The sequence below is a fragment of the Nannocystis sp. RBIL2 genome, from assembly GCF_026626745.1.
In the GTDB taxonomy this organism is placed as follows: domain Bacteria; phylum Myxococcota_A; class Polyangia; order Nannocystales; family Nannocystaceae; genus Nannocystis.
The window spans coordinates 2,816,898-2,834,435 of record NZ_JAPNJW010000001.1 but is presented as its reverse complement, the minus strand read 5'-3'; the positions used below and the strand labels follow the sequence as shown (position 1 = coordinate 2,834,435).

Sequence of the window (17,538 nt, the reverse complement as noted above, 5' to 3'; positions counted from 1 at the left end):
TTCTCGAAGGCGCCGCACTCCGCGAACGCTTCGAGCTCCAGCTTGACGAACTCCGGTAGCAGGGACCGCCGCTCCCCGCCAAACCAAGATGTCCGAAGGGACATGTGATGAGGTCGCTGCAGAGCGGCTCGCCCATGTCCCGAACGACACAGACACGCTCCGTCCGGCTCCGCAATTGGCCGCGCTCGAGCCGCGTGAGATCGAGCGGGACCGCCACCGCAAGGCTCACAGTCACTCTCCAGCGCGGCGGCGGCGGGCCGCGGTGACCGGACCGCACCGGCCGGGCCGCGAACTGCAGGACGAGCAGCGCCTGGAACAGCGTCGATACGGGGCCGCCGACGACGACGGTCGCCAGCCGGTGCCTGCGACGAGCCAGTCGTCGCTCAGGATCTGCTTGCGCCCGAAGCGGTCCGCTCAGAAAGAGGTGCAGATTTCACCGGAGACCGGAGAGCTGATCCATCCTTCCGAGGACTCCATCTCCCGGCGGCGGAAACGAAAGGCGCCGCCAGGAAGAGAAGGCGCGTGAGGCAGCGGAACGGCGAGCCGAGCGTCGCCGGCGCCCTTGGCATCCGTCGTCGTGCCTGGATGTGTTTGTGCATCCGGACGGGTACCATCGTGCGCCGTGAGACGCCACCTCCCACTGCGCAACTTGCTCCTCCCCCTCTTCGGCATCCTCGCGTGTCAGCAACCCGCGAGGCCCACGACCCCACCGTCGGCGGGCGACCCGGCGACTTCGCCAGCCGCCGCGCCCGCGCCGAAGGAGGCGGTGCTCCTGCACATCAACGACACCTACCGCATCGAGGGGAATCCCGAGGCAGGCGAGGGTGGGATGGCCCGGGTCCGGGGGCTGCGAACGCAGCTCGAGCAGGAGCACCCGACGCTGCTGCTCACGCACGGCGGAGACTTCTTGCAGCCGTCGTTCATGAGCCGGCTGTACGGCGGCGACCAGATGGTCGACGTGCTCAACCACCTGGACGGCGACGGCAAGGCGTTCGACCCGCGGATGTTCGTGGTGCCGGGCAACCACGAGTTCGACAAGCGCGGCATGGACGACGGCCGCGCGCTCGACGGCCGCGTCGAGGCGTCGGGGTTCACGTGGCTGTCGGCCAGCGTCGAGTTCGCCAAGGGCGAAGGCGGCGAGCCGGTCGTGGCGGCGGCCAACCTCGTGCCCCGGCGGCTGGTCGAGAGCGGCGGCTACAAGGTGGGGCTATTCGGGCTGACGCTCGATTCGGTCCAGGCGGAGTACATCGCGGCCCACCGCGAACGGGTGGCGGTGGCGAAGGCCGAGACGGCGGCGCTGCGGGCGGAGGGCGCCGACTTCGTGGTTGCGCTGACGCATCTGGACATGCCCGCGGACCAGGCGCTGCTGACCGCCCTGGGCGCCGAGGGCCCGGACCTGATCCTCGGCGGACACGAGCACAATCACCAGGACGCGCGGGTCGGGACGGCGGCGGTGGTGAAGGCTGACGCCGACGCCGCGACCGCCGCGGTGGTGCGCCTGCGCAAGGTCGACGGCAAGCCCCAGATCGAGTGGGAGTACGTGCCGCTGAAGGGGACCAGCCCGGCGCCGGACCCGGCGCTGCAGGCGGTGGTCGACGGCTGGCGCAAGAAGCACGAGGCCGAGTTCTGCGCGAAGGCGAAGGAGCAGCCCGCCTGCCTCGCGGGCGAGATCGGGCGCACGGGCGTGACGCTGGTCGGCGAGGAGCTGGAGATTCGCCGGTTCGAGACCAACCTCGGCAACCTGATCGTCGACTGGATGCTCGAGTCCGCGAAGCCCTACGGGGCCGAGGTCGCGTTCTACAACTCCGGGTCGTTCCGCCTGAACCGCAACCTCGCGGCGGGTCCGGTGACGCGGCAGATGATCGAGGAGCTGTTCGCGTACCCGAGCCCGCTGCGCCTGATCCAGATCGACGGCGCGACCCTGCAGAAGGTCGCCGAGCGCTCGGTCTCCGATTGGACCGGCCAGGGCCACTTCCTGCAGATCGCCGGCTTCGCATTCCGCTTCGATCCGGCGACCGGCGCGGTCACCGGCCTCAGCCGCCGTACCGCCAAGGGCTGGGTGGCAGTGAAGCCGAAGGACCGCTTCCTCGCGGTCACCGAGAGCTTCCTCGTCAACCCGGCACGCGGGCAGGACGGTTACACGATGCTGACCGAGAAGATGCTCAAGAAGATGCCGGAGGTCGACCTCAAACAGCGGACGATCGAGCGCCTGCAAGCGGCCGGCGCCCAGGGCGTCGCGCCGACCGTGGACGGACGGATCTGCAATCTGACGCGGCCCGGCCCGTGCCTCGCCGTCGGACCGTGAGCGGCGCGGCGGGCTCCAAGCTCTGCGGGTCCATCGCACGCGCCGGGTCGGCGAATTCGTCGGGGCCGGGCCCTCGCCCGGTCCCTCGAGCCTACGCTCGATCATCCCGCATCTCTACGCGCCCCGGCGCCGAATTGGTACCCGAACGCTGCGATGTCGGCCGCGTATAGCTCTTCGACGATCGCCCTCGTGTCATCGTCGTAGTAGTCGACGTAGAATTTGTGGTCAGTCTTGAAGACGTGCGGCAACTGCTTGGTCCCGATCCGAAGATGGGAACAGATCCTGGCGAAATCGCTCTGAAGCGCCTCGAAACGGCCGATGAAATCGACGGCGATCGTCCCCCCGATGCTCAGGCGTGTCACCTGCGGCGACAACGCGTCCTCCAGCCACAGCGCCGAGGATGACAGCCTGACCCCGTTCTTCAGCCGTCGTAGCATCTCGGGGAATTCATAGTCGAACAGACGCTGATGATCTCTGCTCCAGAAGTACCTGGACACCAACCAGTCCCATGGATTGCGGACGAATGCGAACTTGTAATACGTCCGAAACCTGTCGGGGAAATTTTCGCTGTAGAAGGCCGCCGTCGCGAGCTCTACTTTCCGTTCGCGGACGGAGCCTTCGGCTATCATTGTCGCGAGTGCGGCTTTCGCTGTTGTAAAGGCGCGGGGTTCTTTCCGACCGTGGCCGAGCACACCTTTCTGAGCGAGCGCTATCCTTCGCTCGCGTTGTTCACGCTCAACGCCGCGCGCTCGGCCCAGGACCGGCTGCTGGCGGTGGTCAATCACGACTGCTTCTTCCTCGGCGACAGCGGTCAGTGCAAGATACACACCCAGTATGGGCGGCAGCGCAAGCCGTTATTCTGTCGGTTGTTCCCGGCCGTACGCTTCATCCGCGTGGGTGAGCGGCTGGCGGTCGATCTGCACGAGCTGTGTCCGATCCGTCCGTTCCACGCTGGCTCCGAGGACTTCGTCCTGCGTCACGCAGAGCTGCGTGACGACCTGCACGCCGAGCTCGAGACCGTGCTCGCGCTGGCCGAGCCGCCAGCCACCGACGAGGCGGGCGTGCCGCGGCTCGATCCGGCGCGGCTCGACTACGAGGCGTGGCTGCGCGACCTGGTGCAGGCGGAACCGCAGCTCGGGCTGTTCGAGTACTGTGCGATCGACGCCTGGAACGCGCAGCACGGCTGGCCGGCCGCACGCCCACCCAGCGCCGAGCTCGAGCGCGGCCGGCAAGAAGCGCGGGTGCGGCTGCGGGCGATGGCGACCCTGCTATCGTGCGAGGACGAACTCGCGGTCGATCACATCGCCTGCGAGCGCTTGCTGCTGGCGCTCGCGCCGCGGGTGCGGCTCGCCCTCGCGTCGCGTCTGACGCCCTCGCTCGGCAGCGCGGAGCTGTGGCAGCTCGCGCATCGGATGGTGCTCGCGCTCGCGCTGTATTTGGAGGTGGTCGCCGCCACCGCGGGCTCGGCGGTCACGACCTCCACCGTGAGCCACGCGCTCAAGGGCAGCTTGCTCTTGCTCTCGCTGCTGGCTCAGCTCGATCGAGTGCCAGCTTTCGGCTCGTCGCCGCTGCACGCCGCGGTGCTCGCTCCGCCTGCCGCGATCGAACACGAGCTGCTGGCGGTGGTGGAGCAGATTCACGGTCCCACGCAGTCCGCGACGCTCGCGCAGATCGTGAGCGCGGCGAGCTCTTCGCGCCTGACCCGCTCGCGAGTGCTGCGCAACCTCGCAGAGCTGTTCTCCTATCTGCGCTTCACGGACGCAGGCGAGGGCGAGCCGATCCGGTGACGCTGAGAGCCCGTGGGCCACGTGTCGAGGCTGGCACTGGCACGACGCCAGGCGGCGAGCCAGTGCGTGACGGGTGCATCATCGCGGGGGAGCCGGACCGGTCGAAGCGTTCAAGTGCATCGTGCAGGTGGGCGCCTTCGGCTACATCCGACGATCAGCGGCTCGCTGGAGCTGTTCGTCTCGCCGTGTCCTGGTTCAGGATACCTGCCGCCCGAGCCCTTTAAAACTGTTCGAGGTCGAGCATCGTGGTTCGCGCGCTGGCCCTGCTCCGTGGACCTCCAGGCGTTTTTGTACTCGACACCTCGACGAAATTCCCCCTTCGAACCGCTCGAGCGCCGCGCTACCCTTCGCGGGTGGCGCTTCGTCTCGTCGCTGTCCTCGCCGCTCTCGACTGCGGCACCGACCATCCGCCGGCGTCTTCGTCGACGGCCGTCACCGCCATCGCACCCACGTCGAACAGCCCGGGCAGCACGACGACGGCGACCTCGAACCGCGAGCCGAGGATTCGCAGCAGAGCAACAAATGAGGTCACTGCGCGCACGCGCTCGCATACCCGCATGGCACCGAAGGAAGAGAGAGAATAACGCATGACGCACAAAGCGACCGTCTCCATCGTCGGCTTGGGTCAAATGGGCGCCGCGCTGGCGCGCGCCTACATCGACGCCGGTCATCGAGTCACCGTATGGAACCGCAGCCCCGGCAAAGCGGAGCCGTTTCAGGGCCAGGCGACCGTGGCCGCGACGCCCGAGCAGGCGTGCGGCGCGAGCGACCTGACGATCATTTCGCTGTCGGATTACGAGGCGAGCGACCAGGTCCTCCGTACGCCCCTCGTGGCCGCGGCCGCGAAGGGTCGGACGCTGGTACAGCTGACGAGCGGCACGCCCAGCGACGCCCGCAGCGGGGCGGCGTGGGCTTCGAGCCTCGGGATCGACTACCTGGACGGTTGCATCCTGGCTTACCCCAGCTACATCGGCGGTGAGCAGACGGCGGTGTTCTACTCCGGCCCCAGGGACCTGTACGAGCGCCACCAGCCGACGCTGCGCGTCCTCGGCGGGGCCACCTCCCACGTCGGCGAGCCGATCGGGGCCGCGGCGGCGCTCGACTGCGCCCTGCTGGGGAGCTATTACGGCGCCACCCTGGCGGTCCTGCAGGGGGCGGCGATCTGCGCGTCGGAGGAGTTTCCCCTCGACGCTTACTTCGAGAAGTTCCAGGCGATCATGCCGCTCATCTCGATCACCGCCGACATGTGCAAGAAGATGCTGTCCACCGGCAATTTCAAGGGGACCGATTGCACTCTGGACATTCACGCGAACGCCATTCGGCACATCGTGCGCCTCAACCGGGAGAACAACGTCGACGGGAGGCTCCCGGAGCTGGCCCTGACCTACTTCGATCGGGCGTTGCAGCTCGGTCACGGCAGCGATGAAATTGCCGCCGTGTTCAACGCGCTCCGGGGCTCGACCCGGAGCTGACCTGCGAGGGAGCGAGCCCAGGCCGTCGCGCCCGCCCGCAGTGGCTGGCGCATGCGCTCGGCGAGACCGACCCGGCACGCGGCTCCTCCCGCGTTTGTGGGCCGCGGTCGGTGGATCGCCTCCGGACCTGAGCGCCGGATGCGTCGTCGTCGGGTCCGAATGAGGGGTTTCCACCGTCTCGACCGGGCCGGCCGACCGTCGTTCACCGCCTTCACGATTCCGACGTCGCGGCGAACTGCAGCATGGCCGCGTCGTCCAAGCGGCTTTCGCTCACGGCGAGGGCCAGCGCGAGGGCCGTTCACCCCCTGTCGTCCGCGCCACCCGCTCGATACATTGCCGCGCATGAACACCACGCGGCGCTTGTCACCCGGCCTCATCCTCTCCTGCGCGGCGTTCCTGGCGCTCGCCGGATGCAGCTCGAAGCCGACGAAGGGCGAATTCCGCGAGAAGAATCGCGCCGCGATCGAGGCCGCGAAGAAGTCTTTCGCGGAGATGAAGCGCATCGTCGAGGCGACGCCCTCGCCCGAGGTGAACGGCGCGTGCGCCCGCCCCGGGCTCGTCGCCATCGATTCGAAGTCCGCGGTCGCGCCCCGGGGCGACGCCGTCACCGAGCAGCTCGACGCCTGGTACTTCGAGAGCCTCGCCTCGGCCCCGCCGCCGGGGAGCCTCGTCGACGGCGAGGGGCCGCTCCTGCGCGTGGTCGAAGAGGCGGATGTGGGCAACGACGAGGTGTCGCTCAGCATGCCCGTCGATCCCGAGTTCGAGCAGCGCAAGCTCGATGCGGCGAGCGCCGTCCGCTTCGTCCTCGTCACGCGCAAGACGCAGCGAGGCGCCGACGTGTTCCTGTTCGAGCACCCGAAGGCGACGCTCGTCTGCTCCTTCGCCCTCGACGTCGAGGCCGGCGGGCAGACCGTCGAGGATCTGAAGTTCATCGACGACAATGGCTACGACCCCCACACCGGCGCGCCGGCGGACCGGTCGACGGCGGCTCGGTCGACGGGCGGCGACGCCAAGATCGAGACGCTCCACGCCGAGGCGCTCGCCCAGCGCTTCGGGATCGGAAACGTCGCGCCCAGCCGACCGGCGGACGATCCGCGGGTGAAGGAGCGCGCGGCCAAGGTGGTGAAAGCCCTCGAAGCCACCATCGATCTGCCGGAGTGCACGCCCGACGCGGTGGGCAAGGGCATCCGGATGAACGAGAAGGAGCTGCGCATCCTCGCGGGCGGCCCGCTCCTGCTCCGGGCGGACCCCGACGTCCAGATCAACCCGAACAGCTCGACCACGACGGCGAGCTACCTGCGCGGGCGCGACAAGGCGAGCGCCGACGCCCTGGCCGACGCCGCGGTGTGGCACGTCGTCGACCTTCAGAAGGGCGGCGTGGCGACCTCGCTCGACGGAAAGACGTTCAACGGTGGCTGGGCGAACGGAAACCTGGTCGTCCTCGACAAGGACGGCAAGGCGACGTGCAGGAAGCCCGTGAGCATCGCGCCGCCGGATCAGCTCCAGGTCATGGTGAAGAACCCCCAGGCTCCCGGCATCTCCGACAACGACGCCGGCAGCGTCTCCGCCAGCCAGCTCCGCACGCAGATCGACGAGCTCCTCGGCGCGCCTTGAGGGCGACGATCTCCTCCAGCGCCCTCGGACATCCGGCATACTCCGCGCCGCATGTCCCATCTCGAGCTCGTGGCCCTGATCATCGACGACTACGACCCCGCGATCGAATTCTTCGTCGGCGCGCTCGGCTTCACGCTGGTCGAGGACTCGCCGGCGCACACCAACGACGGGCGCCTGAAGCGTTGGGTGGTCGTGCGGCCCCCCGGGGCGCAGACGGCGATCTTGCTCGCGCGCGCCGACGGGGCGCGCCAGGCTGCGGTCGTCGGGGACCAATTCGCCGGGCGCGTCGGCCTGTTCCTGCGCGTCGACGACTTCGACGCCGCGCACGCGCGCATGGTCGCGGCCGGCGTCGAGTTCGTGTCTCCCCCGCGCGCCGAGCCGTACGGGCGCGTCGCCGTGTTCCGCGACATCGCGGGCAATCGCTGGGACCTGCTCGGCCCAGACCCACGCCGCTGATTTGCCGCCTCGTGGAGGGCATCGAGCGCGACCCGGCCGGCTGTACTAGCCCGCCCCCTCCGGCGAGAGCCCGCGGAGCTTCGCCTCCACGAGCTCGCGCGCGCGGGACGTCTTGGCCGCGGGCGACAGGCCGGAGGGCAACAGTCGCTTCATCGCGCTCACCACCGCGTCGATCGTGGCGCCCTCGTCGCGCATCCGCTGGACCAGCTTGAACTGCGCGAGCTCGTCGTCGAGCCAGCGCTCGTACCACCCGACGAGTGTGTCGTCGGTCTCGACGATACGGTCCTCATCCCAGTGCACGATGCGCCCGACGTCTCCGGTACACACCACGCCGGAGTAAAGCGAGCAGCCGGAGAACAGGATCGTGACGATGCCGGTCAGCCGCGACGGCGACAGGTCGGCGTATGTCGGCTCGGGCGGCTGCGCGTGGGTGCGAACGCCGAGCGCGCGCAAGGCCGCGATTCCCGGGTACGCGGTGCCTGGCCGCCGGGGCTTGAGCTCCGCCGCAGCGAACAGGCCATGGTCCGGTCCCGCGCCGCCGTCCCCGACGGTGAGATAGAACGCGTGAAGGCCGGGCGGAAGCTTCGCGCCGAGCTTCTTCTCGATCGCCGCGAGCTGGCGCGTGGTGGCCTTCGGTCGCAGGAGGTACCGGTGGGTCCGAGCGCCGAAGGTCGCGTAACCGCGATCGAGCTCGCGCAAGATCTGGAGCTTCTCGACCGCGCCCTCCCAGTCGGTGCGATCGCCGGGCCACGCGGGCCGCGGCGTGGGTGCGGGTGGCTCGGTCGGCGCCACTTGCTCGAACGCGCCGGGCTCGGCACGTACCTGCTGGATCGCGCTGGCGAGGGGCACGCCCTGCGCGACGAGCTCGTTGAGCTTGCGCTGGGCGGCCTGGGTGAGCCGGCGCGCGGGTGGAGCGTCCTCGTTCATACGAGCTTCAGCGTCCGAGCCGGTCACTCCGGGGCACCGACGAATTTGAACACAGTGCTGCCGATCTTCAGGTGGTCGCCCGCGGCCAGGCGCGCCTCCTGGACCTGCTCGTCGTGGACGTAGGTGCCGTTGGTGCTGTCGTTGTCGATGACCCACCAGCCGTCGTCGCGCGGCTCGAGGCGGGCGTGGCAGCGCGAGACGGAGTCGCCGGACAGCACGATCGTGTTGTCGAGGCCGCGGCCGACGGTGACGCCCGTGGGCTTCAACACGAAGGAGCGTCCGACGAGCTCGGCGTCCAGCGAATAGAGGACCACGAGGGCGTCGACGAGCTTGGGGGCGCCGGGTCCGTACGAGAACAGGCGGTCGGCCCAGTGGCCGACTGGGTCCGGTCGCCCGAGCTGTACGGTCTGGACGCCGCCGTCCGTGAGCCCTTTCGGGATGGCGATGCACTGCCCCGCGAACGCGCGGACCTCGGCGTCGGCGACGGTCTCGCAGTAATAGACGCGCTCGTTGCATTGCTGGCACAGTCGGACCGACTCGCTGTCGGCCGGCGCGAGCGTCTCCCACCGCTTGGGGCAGGCGAAGGCGAAGCGGACCCGCGGCGCGGCCTGTTTGGCGCCGGCGCTGCCGCAGTTCATGATCTCTTCGCGCCGCAGCGCATTGGCGTAATCGAGGCCGATCTCGCGCGACAGCGCGACGAACCGGGCGAGCACGGCGGGGTCGTCGGTCGCACGCGCATGGAGGGCGACCTCGAGGCGCAGCCACTCGGCGCGCTCGGGGTCCTTGCCCTCGACGAGCTCGGCGTAGGCGAGACGATCGGCGTCGCCGAGCGTCTGGTCGAACGCCTTGTGGATGAACGGCCGCTCGTCGTCGGAGCGCAGGTACTCGGCGATGCGGCGCGGCTCCTCGGCCATGGTGAGTGGATATCACGTCGGGAGCGGGGGCGGAGACGGGCAAGTTCGAGCGACGAGCAACATCACGCTCGCCGCTGGACACCCGGTGGGCACCACCTGCCGGTCACGCACCTCGGTCTGCAGCGCCGGGTTGAGCTACAGTGCGAAGGATGCGGCCCGGGGACATCCTGGACGCGCCTGAGGTGCCCGACGGCGCCCGCGTCGTGGACCGGACGAGTACCGCCGGCGGAGAAAATCATGACAGTGACGATCGATGACGGGAGCGACTCGGACAGCATGACGGGGGAGCTCGCGCGGCTGTTCGCGGACCCTCGGGAGCAGTGGGACAACCTCGAGATCGCGGTGCAGGTCGGACGGACCTACGCGGCGATCCACTGGACGGGGTTCGACGAGGACCCGGAGGCGGTGGGCTCGGGGTTCTTGATTCGTATGGACGGCGAGAGCCCGCTCGGGGCGAGCGACACCCCGGAGATCGTCGAGCTGCTCGACGGCGGGAGCGAGCCGTTCGAGGCGACTGCGCGCCACCTGCTGACCGCGGAGGAGGCGTGCTGGCTGGCGGGACGGCTCGACCGGGGCGAGCGCCCGACGCACTGGCCCGACGGGCGCCCGCTCGTGTGGAGCGTGGCGATGGTCGACGACGCGCCGTGGGAGGCGGTCGGGATCGTGGAGCCGCCGTACTGGGATCGGCAGACGGAGCTGCTGTACGGGAGCGTGATCGACCGCGAGCGGGACGAGGAGCCGGAATGGATCGGGCAGAGGCGGCTGCTGGTGCGGCATACGCTGACGGCGGACCAGGCGGAGGCGCTGCCGCAGACGGCGATCTGGCCGGTGCTGCGCCAGCTCCACGACGTCGACGACCCCCTGTGGTTGGCGACGATCGCCAGGCATCCGCTGCCGTGGTTGCAGTCGCTGATCGTCGTGCTCGATGACTTGGGCGGGCTCGCGGAGGCGGTGCGGGCGCTGCCGCGGCTGGCCGAGCTGGGGGTCCACAGCCTGTCGCCGACGCTGCCGGCGATCGCCAGCGAGAGTCTTGAAGAGGTGCTGCTCACGGGCCTGGGCGGGGGGCTGCTCGATGTGTTCCTGCGGGAGTCACGGCTGCCAGCGCTGCGGGTGCTGGCGATCGACAGCGACATGCTGGCGGCCCCGGTCGACTTCTCGCCGCTGGGCAAGGAGGTGGTCGTGCACGTCGAGTACGCGCCGGACGACGACCTCGGGACGAACCGCCACGCTGCGAGCGCTCGCACGCTGGCGCTCGCGCTCGGACCCCAGCACACGCCGGAGGCGCTCGTCGCGGCGCTCGAGTCGCGGGTGGAGGGCGACACGTGGGTATCGACGGTGTGGGATCACGCGGAGGCGGCGGTCGAGCTGGCGCGCCTCCGCGGGGTCCGGCTGCAGGCGCGTTGAATGGGGTATGCGGTGACGGTTCGTGCGGACCGACGAGCGGCCGGGTATTCACGGCTGTCCTCGCGGTTCATGGAGCATTCGTGTCACTGGTGAATGTGCATACTTGGCTTGATGCGAATGAAGGGTCGAAGCCTCGCTGCGACAGCCGGGGTCTGAAGGCACCGTGCGCGGCGGCGATCCGGCGCCGGGTCCGCAGCATCGCAAGGTGTTACACGCGCCTCGCCACGGCGCTGCGCTGGCAGATCTGACGACCTGCCCCGACAACGCCCCCGGGCGCTTCTCCGGTGGCCGCTCGCGCGACCGCGTGCGCCGCGATGCGAACGGATGTTCGAGGGCGCCGGGGCCGAGAATTCCAATGTGTCCCGCTCGCGGCGAGGTTCGGACTCTCGGGAGAGTCAACATTGTTCATCCGCGATAGGACAGCGAGGGATTCGTAGGAACCGGCCGACAGGGTCGTACACACGGCTTTTCATTCGAACTGGCCACCGCTGAAGATTGTTGTGTATAATGATCGGACGCGGGGGAGGGATCGATGCGAATCACTTCGTTGTGCGGAGCGGTGGTGTTGGTGACCGCGATGGCGGCGTGCGACGAGCCGCGGGCGGATGACGGCGCTTGCGGCTGCGACGAGGTCGAGGCCCGCAGCGCCCAGGTCAACGGGGGGCTGCTGAACGGGGGTCTGCTGAACGGGGCGCTGCTGAACGGGGCGCTGCTGAACGGGGGCTTGCTCAACGGCCCCAATGGAGCTTCGGACCAGATCCAGCTGAAGCAGGTCAACGTGCAGGGCGACGGCGTGGCCGAAGACGCCCGGATCGAGGGCAGCATGTTGGTCGTCACGTCGCACCAGGGCGAGGAGCTGGCGGGCCTCGAGCTCGACGACGCCAAGCTGCACTTCGAGGTGAAGGAGGGCGGGACGACTCGCCAGAAGCTGCTCAAGATCCTCGACGTCGCGCCGCTGGCCCCCGGCTCCGACGTGTGGCTGTTCGATGTTTCGCTCAAGGTCGACTCCGGCGGCTGGGGCCCGATGTGCATCGACAGCGCCGGCGAGCCGACGCAGGCGATCTTGCTGGCCGACGTGTGGAACCCGGGCACCGGCGGTCGCATGCCGGCCACGGCCAGCAGCGTCACGTTCGCGTGCCGCGACACGGCGCTGGCGAAGTGCGTGGAATGGGGTTACAGGCCGTGGCTCGCCGATCTGCACGAGGTCCACCAGGCCTGCACGCGGCTGGTCCGCGCCGACTACTGCGGCGACGGCGTGGCGCACACGCAGCAGGGTACGGCGATTCACGTCCTCGACCAGCTCGGCATCCAGGGCGTCGATCCGAACCTTCAATTCGTGGTCGAGGCCGAGTGGGGGCCGGAGGGGGCGGTCTGCCTCAACGCGAACAACATGCGCCTCGGGCCGCAGGCGCTGAGCTGCGAGCTGCCCGCCTGCGGCACGCCGTTCGCCTCCGGCGGGCTCCTCCAGAGCGGAAAGATCGTGGGCGCCCCGTAGAGCTGCGCGGATGAGCGAGACCAGCGCAGATCCGGCCCTCATCGGCCCCTTCGGCGTGCTGCGCAAGCTCGGCGAGGGCGCGATGGGCGTGGTCTTCGAGGGCTACGACGCGCGGCTCGAGCGCAAGGTGGCGCTGAAGCTGGTCCGCCGGCAGCTTCTCAACAATCCGGCGGTGCGCGAGCGGATGACCCGCGAGGCGCAGGCGATGGCCCGCCTGTCGAGCCCGAACGTCGTGCAGGTCTATCAGGTCGGCGAGCACGACGGCGGCATCTATCTGGCGATGGAGTACATCGAGGGCCAGACGCTGGCGACCTGGCTGCGGGCCGAGGCGCGGCCGTGGCAGCAGGTCCTGCGCACGATCTGCGACGCCGGTCGCGGCCTCGCAGCCGCCCACACGGCCGGCCTCGTGCATCGCGACTTCAAGCCCGACAACGTGCTCGTCGACGATCGCGGTCGCGCGCGCGTCCTCGACTTCGGCCTCGTGCAGGCCGAGGGCGGCCCCGACGATTCGGCCCGCGCGGCCTTGCTCGAGCAGGAGCTCGTCGACACCGAGCAGGGCATGCGCTCGCCGCAGTCCACACACCCGTCCCCGGGGACATCCGCGCCCGACCGTTCGAGCAACCTGCACTGGTCGGTGCGGCTGACGCAGATGGGCAACACGCTCGGCACGCCGGCGTACATGTCACCGGAGCAGCACTTCGGGCGCGTGGCCAGCCCGCTCGCCGATCAGTTCAGCTTCAGCGTCACGCTGTACGAGGCGCTCTACGGCGCGCGGCCGTTCACCGGCGACTCGTGGGCGGCGATCCGCGAGGCGGTCCGGCACGGGGTGGTCCCGCCGCCGCCGCTCGAGTCGCAGGTGCCGCGGCGCGTGTTCAAGGTGCTGGTGCGCGGGCTGGAGATCGACCCCGCGAAGCGCTGGCCGAGCATGGCGGCGATGATCGAGGCGCTCGAGTACGATCCGTGGCGCGTGCGGGCGCGGGTCGCGGCGACGACCGCGCTCATCGGCGCGGCCTCGCTGGCGAGCTACGCGGTCGCGGTCACCCGGGCCGAGGACGGCCAGCGCTGCCAGGTGAGCGGCGAGCAGCTGGTGGGCGTGTGGGACCCGGCGCGCGAGGCCGCGGTGGCGCGCGCGTTCGCGGCGACGCACCTGCCCTTTGCGACAGACACGGCCCGGCGGGTCCAGAGCCGCATCGACGCCTACGCGCGCGCGTGGGTGGCCGAGCGCCAGGCAGCGTGCGAGGACCGGGCCTCCGGGGCGCAGACCGACCACCTCGCCGACCTCCGCGTCGCCTGCCTCGATCGCCGCAAGGCTCACCTGTCGGCGCTCGTCGACGTGTTCGCGGCCGCCAACAACGCGGTGGTGGAGAACGCGGTCCAGGCCGCGACGGCGCTGCCGAGCCTCGCCACCTGCGCCGACGCCAGCGGGCTGTTGTCGTTCGTGCTGCCCGACGACCCCGCGGTGGCCGAGCGGGTGACCGCGCTGCGCGGCGACCTGGCCCACGCCGACGTGTTCGATCGGACAGGTCGATACGAGGAGGGCCTCACGCTCGCCCGGCGCACCCGCGAGGAGGCGACGGGCCTCGGCTACGCTCCGCTCGACGCCGAGGCCGCACTGGTCGAGGGCCGCGTGCTGATGAACCTGGTGCGCGGCGAGGAGGCCGAGGCTGCGCTGCAGCGAGCGACGCGGTTGGGGATCCGCCACGACCTGCACGCGACCGCGGCCGAGGCGGCGACGGTGCGCATGTTCGTTCTCGGCAACCACCTCGGCCGCCCGGCCGAGGCGCTGGCGACGGCGCCGTTCGCCGAGTCGCTGATCCAGCGCGCCGGCGACGACGCAGCCCTGCGCGTCCTGTTCCACAACAACGTCGGCACGAGCCACCAAAATCGCGGCGAGCTCGCGGCGGCCCGCGGCGAATACGAGCAGGCGCTCGCGCGGCTGCGGCAGCGAGGCGAGCGCGAGCCCTTCGAGGCGATCGTCCACAACAACCTCGGCCTGATGCACCTCGAGCAGGGCCAGCTCGAGGCCGCGTGGACCCACTTCATCAGCTCCTCGGAATTGTTCGTGGCGATCCTCGGCGAACACCACCCGCTACTTGCGCACCCGATCCACGGGCTCGGCGACGTCGAGGTCCGCCGCGGTCGCCACCTCGACGCCATCCCGCATTATCTTCGCTCGCTGGCGCTGATGGAGGCGACCTACGACGCCGAACACCGCTATTTGCTGTACCCGCTGGTGGGGCTCGGCCACGCCTACGCGGGGGCCGGGAAGGTCGAACAGGCCGAACACGATTATTCGCGCGCGCTCCGGGTCGCCGAGGCGAACGGGGTCCGCGACAATTTCCTCGCCGAGGCGCACGCGGGGCTCGGCGAGCTCGCGGCCAGGGCCGGCTCGCCGGCGAAGGCGCGGCGAGCATTCGAGCAGGCAGCGGCCGTCTACGCGGAGGTCGGCGCCGGCGACAGCGAACCGGGCGCCCGCGCTGCCCTGCGGGCCGGCGAGCTCGCGGCCGCTCAGGGCGAGCGCGCGGCCGCGAGGCGATGGTTCGAGCAGGTGCTCGCCACGAAGTCCGAGGCGGCGGCGCCGCTGCGCGCGCAGGCGTCGGTGCTGCTGCAGCGCAACGGGACCTGAGTGCTGGAGCCGGCGCGATATGACCGAAGAGGGAGGTGCCGCGCGCTCGACCCTTGCGGGGGTCCTTCACGTCCGGGGTGCTCGTGGTAGAACGCGTCGAGGCTCTCGCGCGAGATCTCCGCCTCGATGTCGCCGTCCTTCTGGATCCTCGCCTGACAGCCGAGCCGGCTCGAGGCGCGCACGTCGAACGCCTTGTCGAGAATGTCCTCCTCGTCCTCCTCGTCCTCGGAGAGCAGCTCTCGGCCCTTCGTGACGTAGACGTGGCACGTGGAGCAGGCGCAGACGCCACCGCACACGTCGCCCTCCGGTGCGCCCACGCTTTTCGCCGCCGGGAGGAGCGTCGAGCCGACAGGGACCTCGGTCTCCCACGTTCGGCCGAGCGCCAGTAATCGGACTTTCGCCGTCCGTTCTTCCTCGATTCGTGCTCTGTCACGTGCGCGTCGACGCCCCTGGCCGCCGCCAGTTGTGTGTATGGGAACTTACCACGATAAAGAGGCCCGCCGCGACGCGCCGCGGGCCCTGCCGACTCGCAGGGCCGTGAGCGGGGCCAGGGCCGCTCGCGCCCCTCACCCATATCGCACTACTTGGCGGCGACGTCGACCTCGATGCTGACCTTCTCGTTGAAGGGTATGCAGTCATTTTCGGTACACACAGCGCCCCTGAGCTCACCGGTGATCGTCTTCTTGCCGCTCGTGGAGGCGGTCAGCCCGATCTCGAACTTGAGCACATTCTCGGTGAGCGTGGCGTCCTGCATGGTCAGCTTGTTGCGGTCCAGTTTCACGCCGTCGGGCGCCGTGAGCGACAGCTTGGCCGGGTATTCTTTGTTGATGTGATAATCGGCCTTTGCGGTGACTTTCACCGTTGCGACCGCCTTCACGTTCACCTTCGCGGCGGGCTTCACGATGTTGAGATCGTAGTAGTTCGCAGCGAACGCGGTCCCGGTCATTGCGACGAACAGAGCGGCGATGGTCAGAAGTTTCTTCATGGTGTTCTCCTTGCTTGGCAAGCAACCTCCATCGTATTCAAGAGTCAATCGGGGCTTCGGCGCGACGCTCGTTCAGGCCATCGACTCGAGCCGAGCGACGAGCTCGGGAGAGAAGGTGCCCTGCGCCAGGATTTGGCGCGTCTGTTTGAACCGCGCGTTCCAAAAACCGCGCTCGTCGGCGGTGAGGGAGACGACCGTCATCATGCCCTTGAGCCGCGCGAGCGCGGCCGTGTCTTCCTGGCGAGCACGGGTCTGGAGCGCGTTGGCAGCGATCTTGCCCGTGTCCAGCACGATCGCCCGCAGATCGGCGGGCAAAGCGTCCAGCCTCTTCTGCGAGAGGACGATGGCCCCGACGCGGGGCCCGACCGCGAGGTCGGTGATGGTGTCGAGCTTGCTCGCCCACTGGAGTTGCTCGACGGCGAGCGGTGACTGCAGCACCGCGTTGACCGCGGATGTGTCGAGCCGGGGCAGCACCTCGGGGGCACTCAGCGGCACCGCAGTCACACCGCCGATGCTCTGGTAGAGGGCCTTCACGATCGGGTCGTCGCGGAGCAGCCACGGTTTCCTGCCCTTGAGGCTGGTAGCGGGCCGCACGGGAAAGCCGCGCGAGAAGATGGACACCATGCCCACGTCGCACCAACCGACGGCAGCGGCCCCGGGCTGCGGAGCCCCGCCTCGAGCTCCCCGGCCAACGCGGCGCGGGCGGCGTCGAGCTTCGCCCAGGTGGTGAACAGGCCCGGCATCTGCAGGGCGAGCGCGGGCTTGTGGAGCCTGGCGAGGCCGACGCTCGAGACGACAGCGCCGTCCGTGCATCGACTCTCTCATCATGGTTTCACCGGAGAGAGAGCCGCGACCCCTCCGCTCCGATCCAAAAAAGCTTCGAATTTTTTCGCCCGCGCGAATGCGTCGCTTGCGCGCCTTCAGCGTGGCCGCTCGACCCCCGACGTCGCAGGGCGACAGGTTTGATGATTGACTGGCGGACCATGAGGGTCGGTGCGCCCGACCCTGAACGGATCGGGTCGTGGCGCTCGACTCCCTCGCCCCGACACGAGCGCGCATCCGTCGTCGTTGGCGTCGCGCTTTTCTGTTGACGGGTCCATCGCCGAGGCGCGAAGCTTTCCGGCGGGAAAGAGGGATCATGGCTACGGTACGTTTCTTGTCGGATTGGTCAAATCCATCGAACTCCGAGATTCGCCCCGGCGAGCCCCTGCGGCTCGAATACGACCTGGCGAGGTCTTGCCAGTGCCGTGCAGAGCGCTACGGGCAGAAGGCATGGAGCCTGGTCGCCCACCTTCGCTTTCACCCTGGCAACCAGGAGCGGGCCGGCGACATCTCGTCGGGCGCGCTCGAGGTGGACGTGCCGCCGGGTACCGACCGAATCGAGCTATGGTTCCACAACAGCGATCACACGGGCTGCTCGGCCTGGGACAGCCGATACGGTGAGAACTACTGGTTGGACGTGAAGCCGCCGTCGTGACGCTCGCGGCGACCGCGGTCGAGAGGCTCTTCCGTGGTCGGCCGGGCCGGACGACCGCCGCTCGCCCGGCCCGGGC

16 protein-coding genes and 1 pseudogene are annotated in these 17,538 nt (G+C 69.7%); 10 read left to right on the top strand and 7 right to left on the bottom strand.

Annotated features, from left to right (window positions below; all coding sequences use genetic code 11):
- Nucleotides 1-88 precede the first annotated feature (88 nt).
- The gene (locus OV090_RS10950; protein WP_267703535.1) at nt 89-526 is read left to right on the top strand and encodes a hypothetical protein; all 438 of its coding nucleotides are present in this window, start codon (nt 89-91) and stop codon (nt 524-526) included.
- A 96-nt stretch (nt 527-622) separates the two neighbouring features.
- Nucleotides 623-2,305 (top strand): 5'-nucleotidase C-terminal domain-containing protein, encoded by a 1,683-nt coding sequence (locus tag OV090_RS10945; RefSeq protein ID WP_267703534.1) that lies wholly within the window; start codon nt 623-625, stop codon nt 2,303-2,305.
- Between the two features lie 101 nt (nt 2,306-2,406).
- Here OV090_RS10945 and OV090_RS10940 read toward each other — a convergent pair whose 3' ends face one another.
- A complete protein-coding gene (locus OV090_RS10940; protein WP_267703533.1) occupies nt 2,407-2,934 on the bottom strand; it encodes a sulfotransferase family 2 domain-containing protein in 528 nt (175 codons plus the stop codon).
- 51 nt (nt 2,935-2,985) lie between these two features.
- Between OV090_RS10940 and OV090_RS10935 the strand changes: the two genes are divergently transcribed.
- The gene (locus tag OV090_RS10935; protein ID WP_267703532.1) at nt 2,986-4,092 is read left to right on the top strand and encodes a YkgJ family cysteine cluster protein; all 1,107 of its coding nucleotides are present in this window, start codon (nt 2,986-2,988) and stop codon (nt 4,090-4,092) included.
- A 340-nt stretch (nt 4,093-4,432) separates the two neighbouring features.
- Here the strand turns inward: OV090_RS10935 and OV090_RS10930 are convergent, their stop codons facing one another.
- Nucleotides 4,433-4,681: a hypothetical protein gene (locus OV090_RS10930; RefSeq protein WP_267703531.1), complete on the bottom strand. Its 249-nt coding sequence runs from the start codon at nt 4,679-4,681 to the stop codon at nt 4,433-4,435.
- Here OV090_RS10930 and OV090_RS10925 point away from each other — a divergent pair.
- From OV090_RS10925 to OV090_RS10915, 3 genes are all read left to right on the top strand, one after another.
- The gene (locus OV090_RS10925; protein ID WP_267703530.1) at nt 4,680-5,564 is read left to right on the top strand and encodes an NAD(P)-binding domain-containing protein; all 885 of its coding nucleotides are present in this window, start codon (nt 4,680-4,682) and stop codon (nt 5,562-5,564) included. The genes OV090_RS10930 and OV090_RS10925 overlap by 2 nt on opposite strands.
- Nucleotides 5,565-5,906: 342 nt before the next feature.
- Nucleotides 5,907-7,178 carry a hypothetical protein gene (locus OV090_RS10920; RefSeq protein ID WP_267703529.1) on the top strand — a complete coding sequence of 424 codons (1,272 nt, stop codon included), beginning with the start codon at nt 5,907-5,909 and terminating at the stop codon, nt 7,176-7,178.
- Nucleotides 7,179-7,229: 51 nt separating this feature from the next.
- Nucleotides 7,230-7,634, top strand: a complete 405-nt coding sequence (locus tag OV090_RS10915; RefSeq protein ID WP_267703528.1) for a VOC family protein — start codon at nt 7,230-7,232, stop codon at nt 7,632-7,634.
- A gap of 45 nt (nt 7,635-7,679) precedes the next feature.
- On the opposite strand, the gene OV090_RS10910 is transcribed toward OV090_RS10915, so the two are convergent.
- Complete coding sequence (locus tag OV090_RS10910) at nt 7,680-8,561, bottom strand: SMI1/KNR4 family protein (protein ID WP_267703527.1); 882 nt, start codon at nt 8,559-8,561, stop codon at nt 7,680-7,682.
- Nucleotides 8,562-8,584: 23 nt separating this feature from the next.
- Entirely contained in the window at nt 8,585-9,475 is an 891-nt protein-coding gene (locus tag OV090_RS10905) for an FHA domain-containing protein (RefSeq protein ID WP_267703526.1), read from the bottom strand.
- Nucleotides 9,476-9,718: 243 nt separating this feature from the next.
- Between OV090_RS10905 and OV090_RS10900 the strand changes: the two genes are divergently transcribed.
- The 3 genes from OV090_RS10900 to OV090_RS10890 all read left to right on the top strand — a co-directional run bounded on the left by OV090_RS10900 (nt 9,719) and on the right by OV090_RS10890 (nt 15,000).
- Entirely contained in the window at nt 9,719-10,879 is a 1,161-nt protein-coding gene (locus OV090_RS10900) for a hypothetical protein (protein ID WP_267703525.1), read from the top strand.
- Between the two features lie 532 nt (nt 10,880-11,411).
- Nucleotides 11,412-12,374, top strand: coding sequence for an ADYC domain-containing protein (locus tag OV090_RS10895; protein WP_267703524.1), 963 nt, complete (start codon nt 11,412-11,414; stop codon nt 12,372-12,374).
- A 10-nt stretch (nt 12,375-12,384) separates the two neighbouring features.
- Nucleotides 12,385-15,000: a serine/threonine-protein kinase gene (locus tag OV090_RS10890; protein WP_267703523.1), complete on the top strand. Its 2,616-nt coding sequence runs from the start codon at nt 12,385-12,387 to the stop codon at nt 14,998-15,000.
- A gap of 74 nt (nt 15,001-15,074) precedes the next feature.
- On the opposite strand, the pseudogene OV090_RS50620 reads toward OV090_RS10890, so the two are convergent.
- From OV090_RS50620 to dctP, 3 genes and pseudogenes are all read right to left on the bottom strand, one after another.
- Nucleotides 15,075-15,386: pseudogene (locus tag OV090_RS50620) on the bottom strand (2Fe-2S iron-sulfur cluster-binding protein); the annotation flags it as partial.
- Between the two features lie 194 nt (nt 15,387-15,580).
- Nucleotides 15,581-15,985, bottom strand: a complete 405-nt coding sequence (locus tag OV090_RS10880) for a hypothetical protein (protein ID WP_267703522.1) — start codon at nt 15,983-15,985, stop codon at nt 15,581-15,583.
- Nucleotides 15,986-16,057: 72 nt separating this feature from the next.
- Nucleotides 16,058-16,798, bottom strand: a complete 741-nt coding sequence (gene dctP, locus OV090_RS10875; protein ID WP_267703521.1) for a TRAP transporter substrate-binding protein DctP — start codon at nt 16,796-16,798, stop codon at nt 16,058-16,060.
- A gap of 325 nt (nt 16,799-17,123) precedes the next feature.
- On the opposite strand from dctP, the gene OV090_RS10870 reads away from it, so the two are divergent.
- Entirely contained in the window at nt 17,124-17,462 is a 339-nt protein-coding gene (locus OV090_RS10870; RefSeq protein ID WP_267703520.1) for a DUF6209 family protein, read from the top strand.
- Nucleotides 17,463-17,538 lie beyond the last annotated feature (76 nt).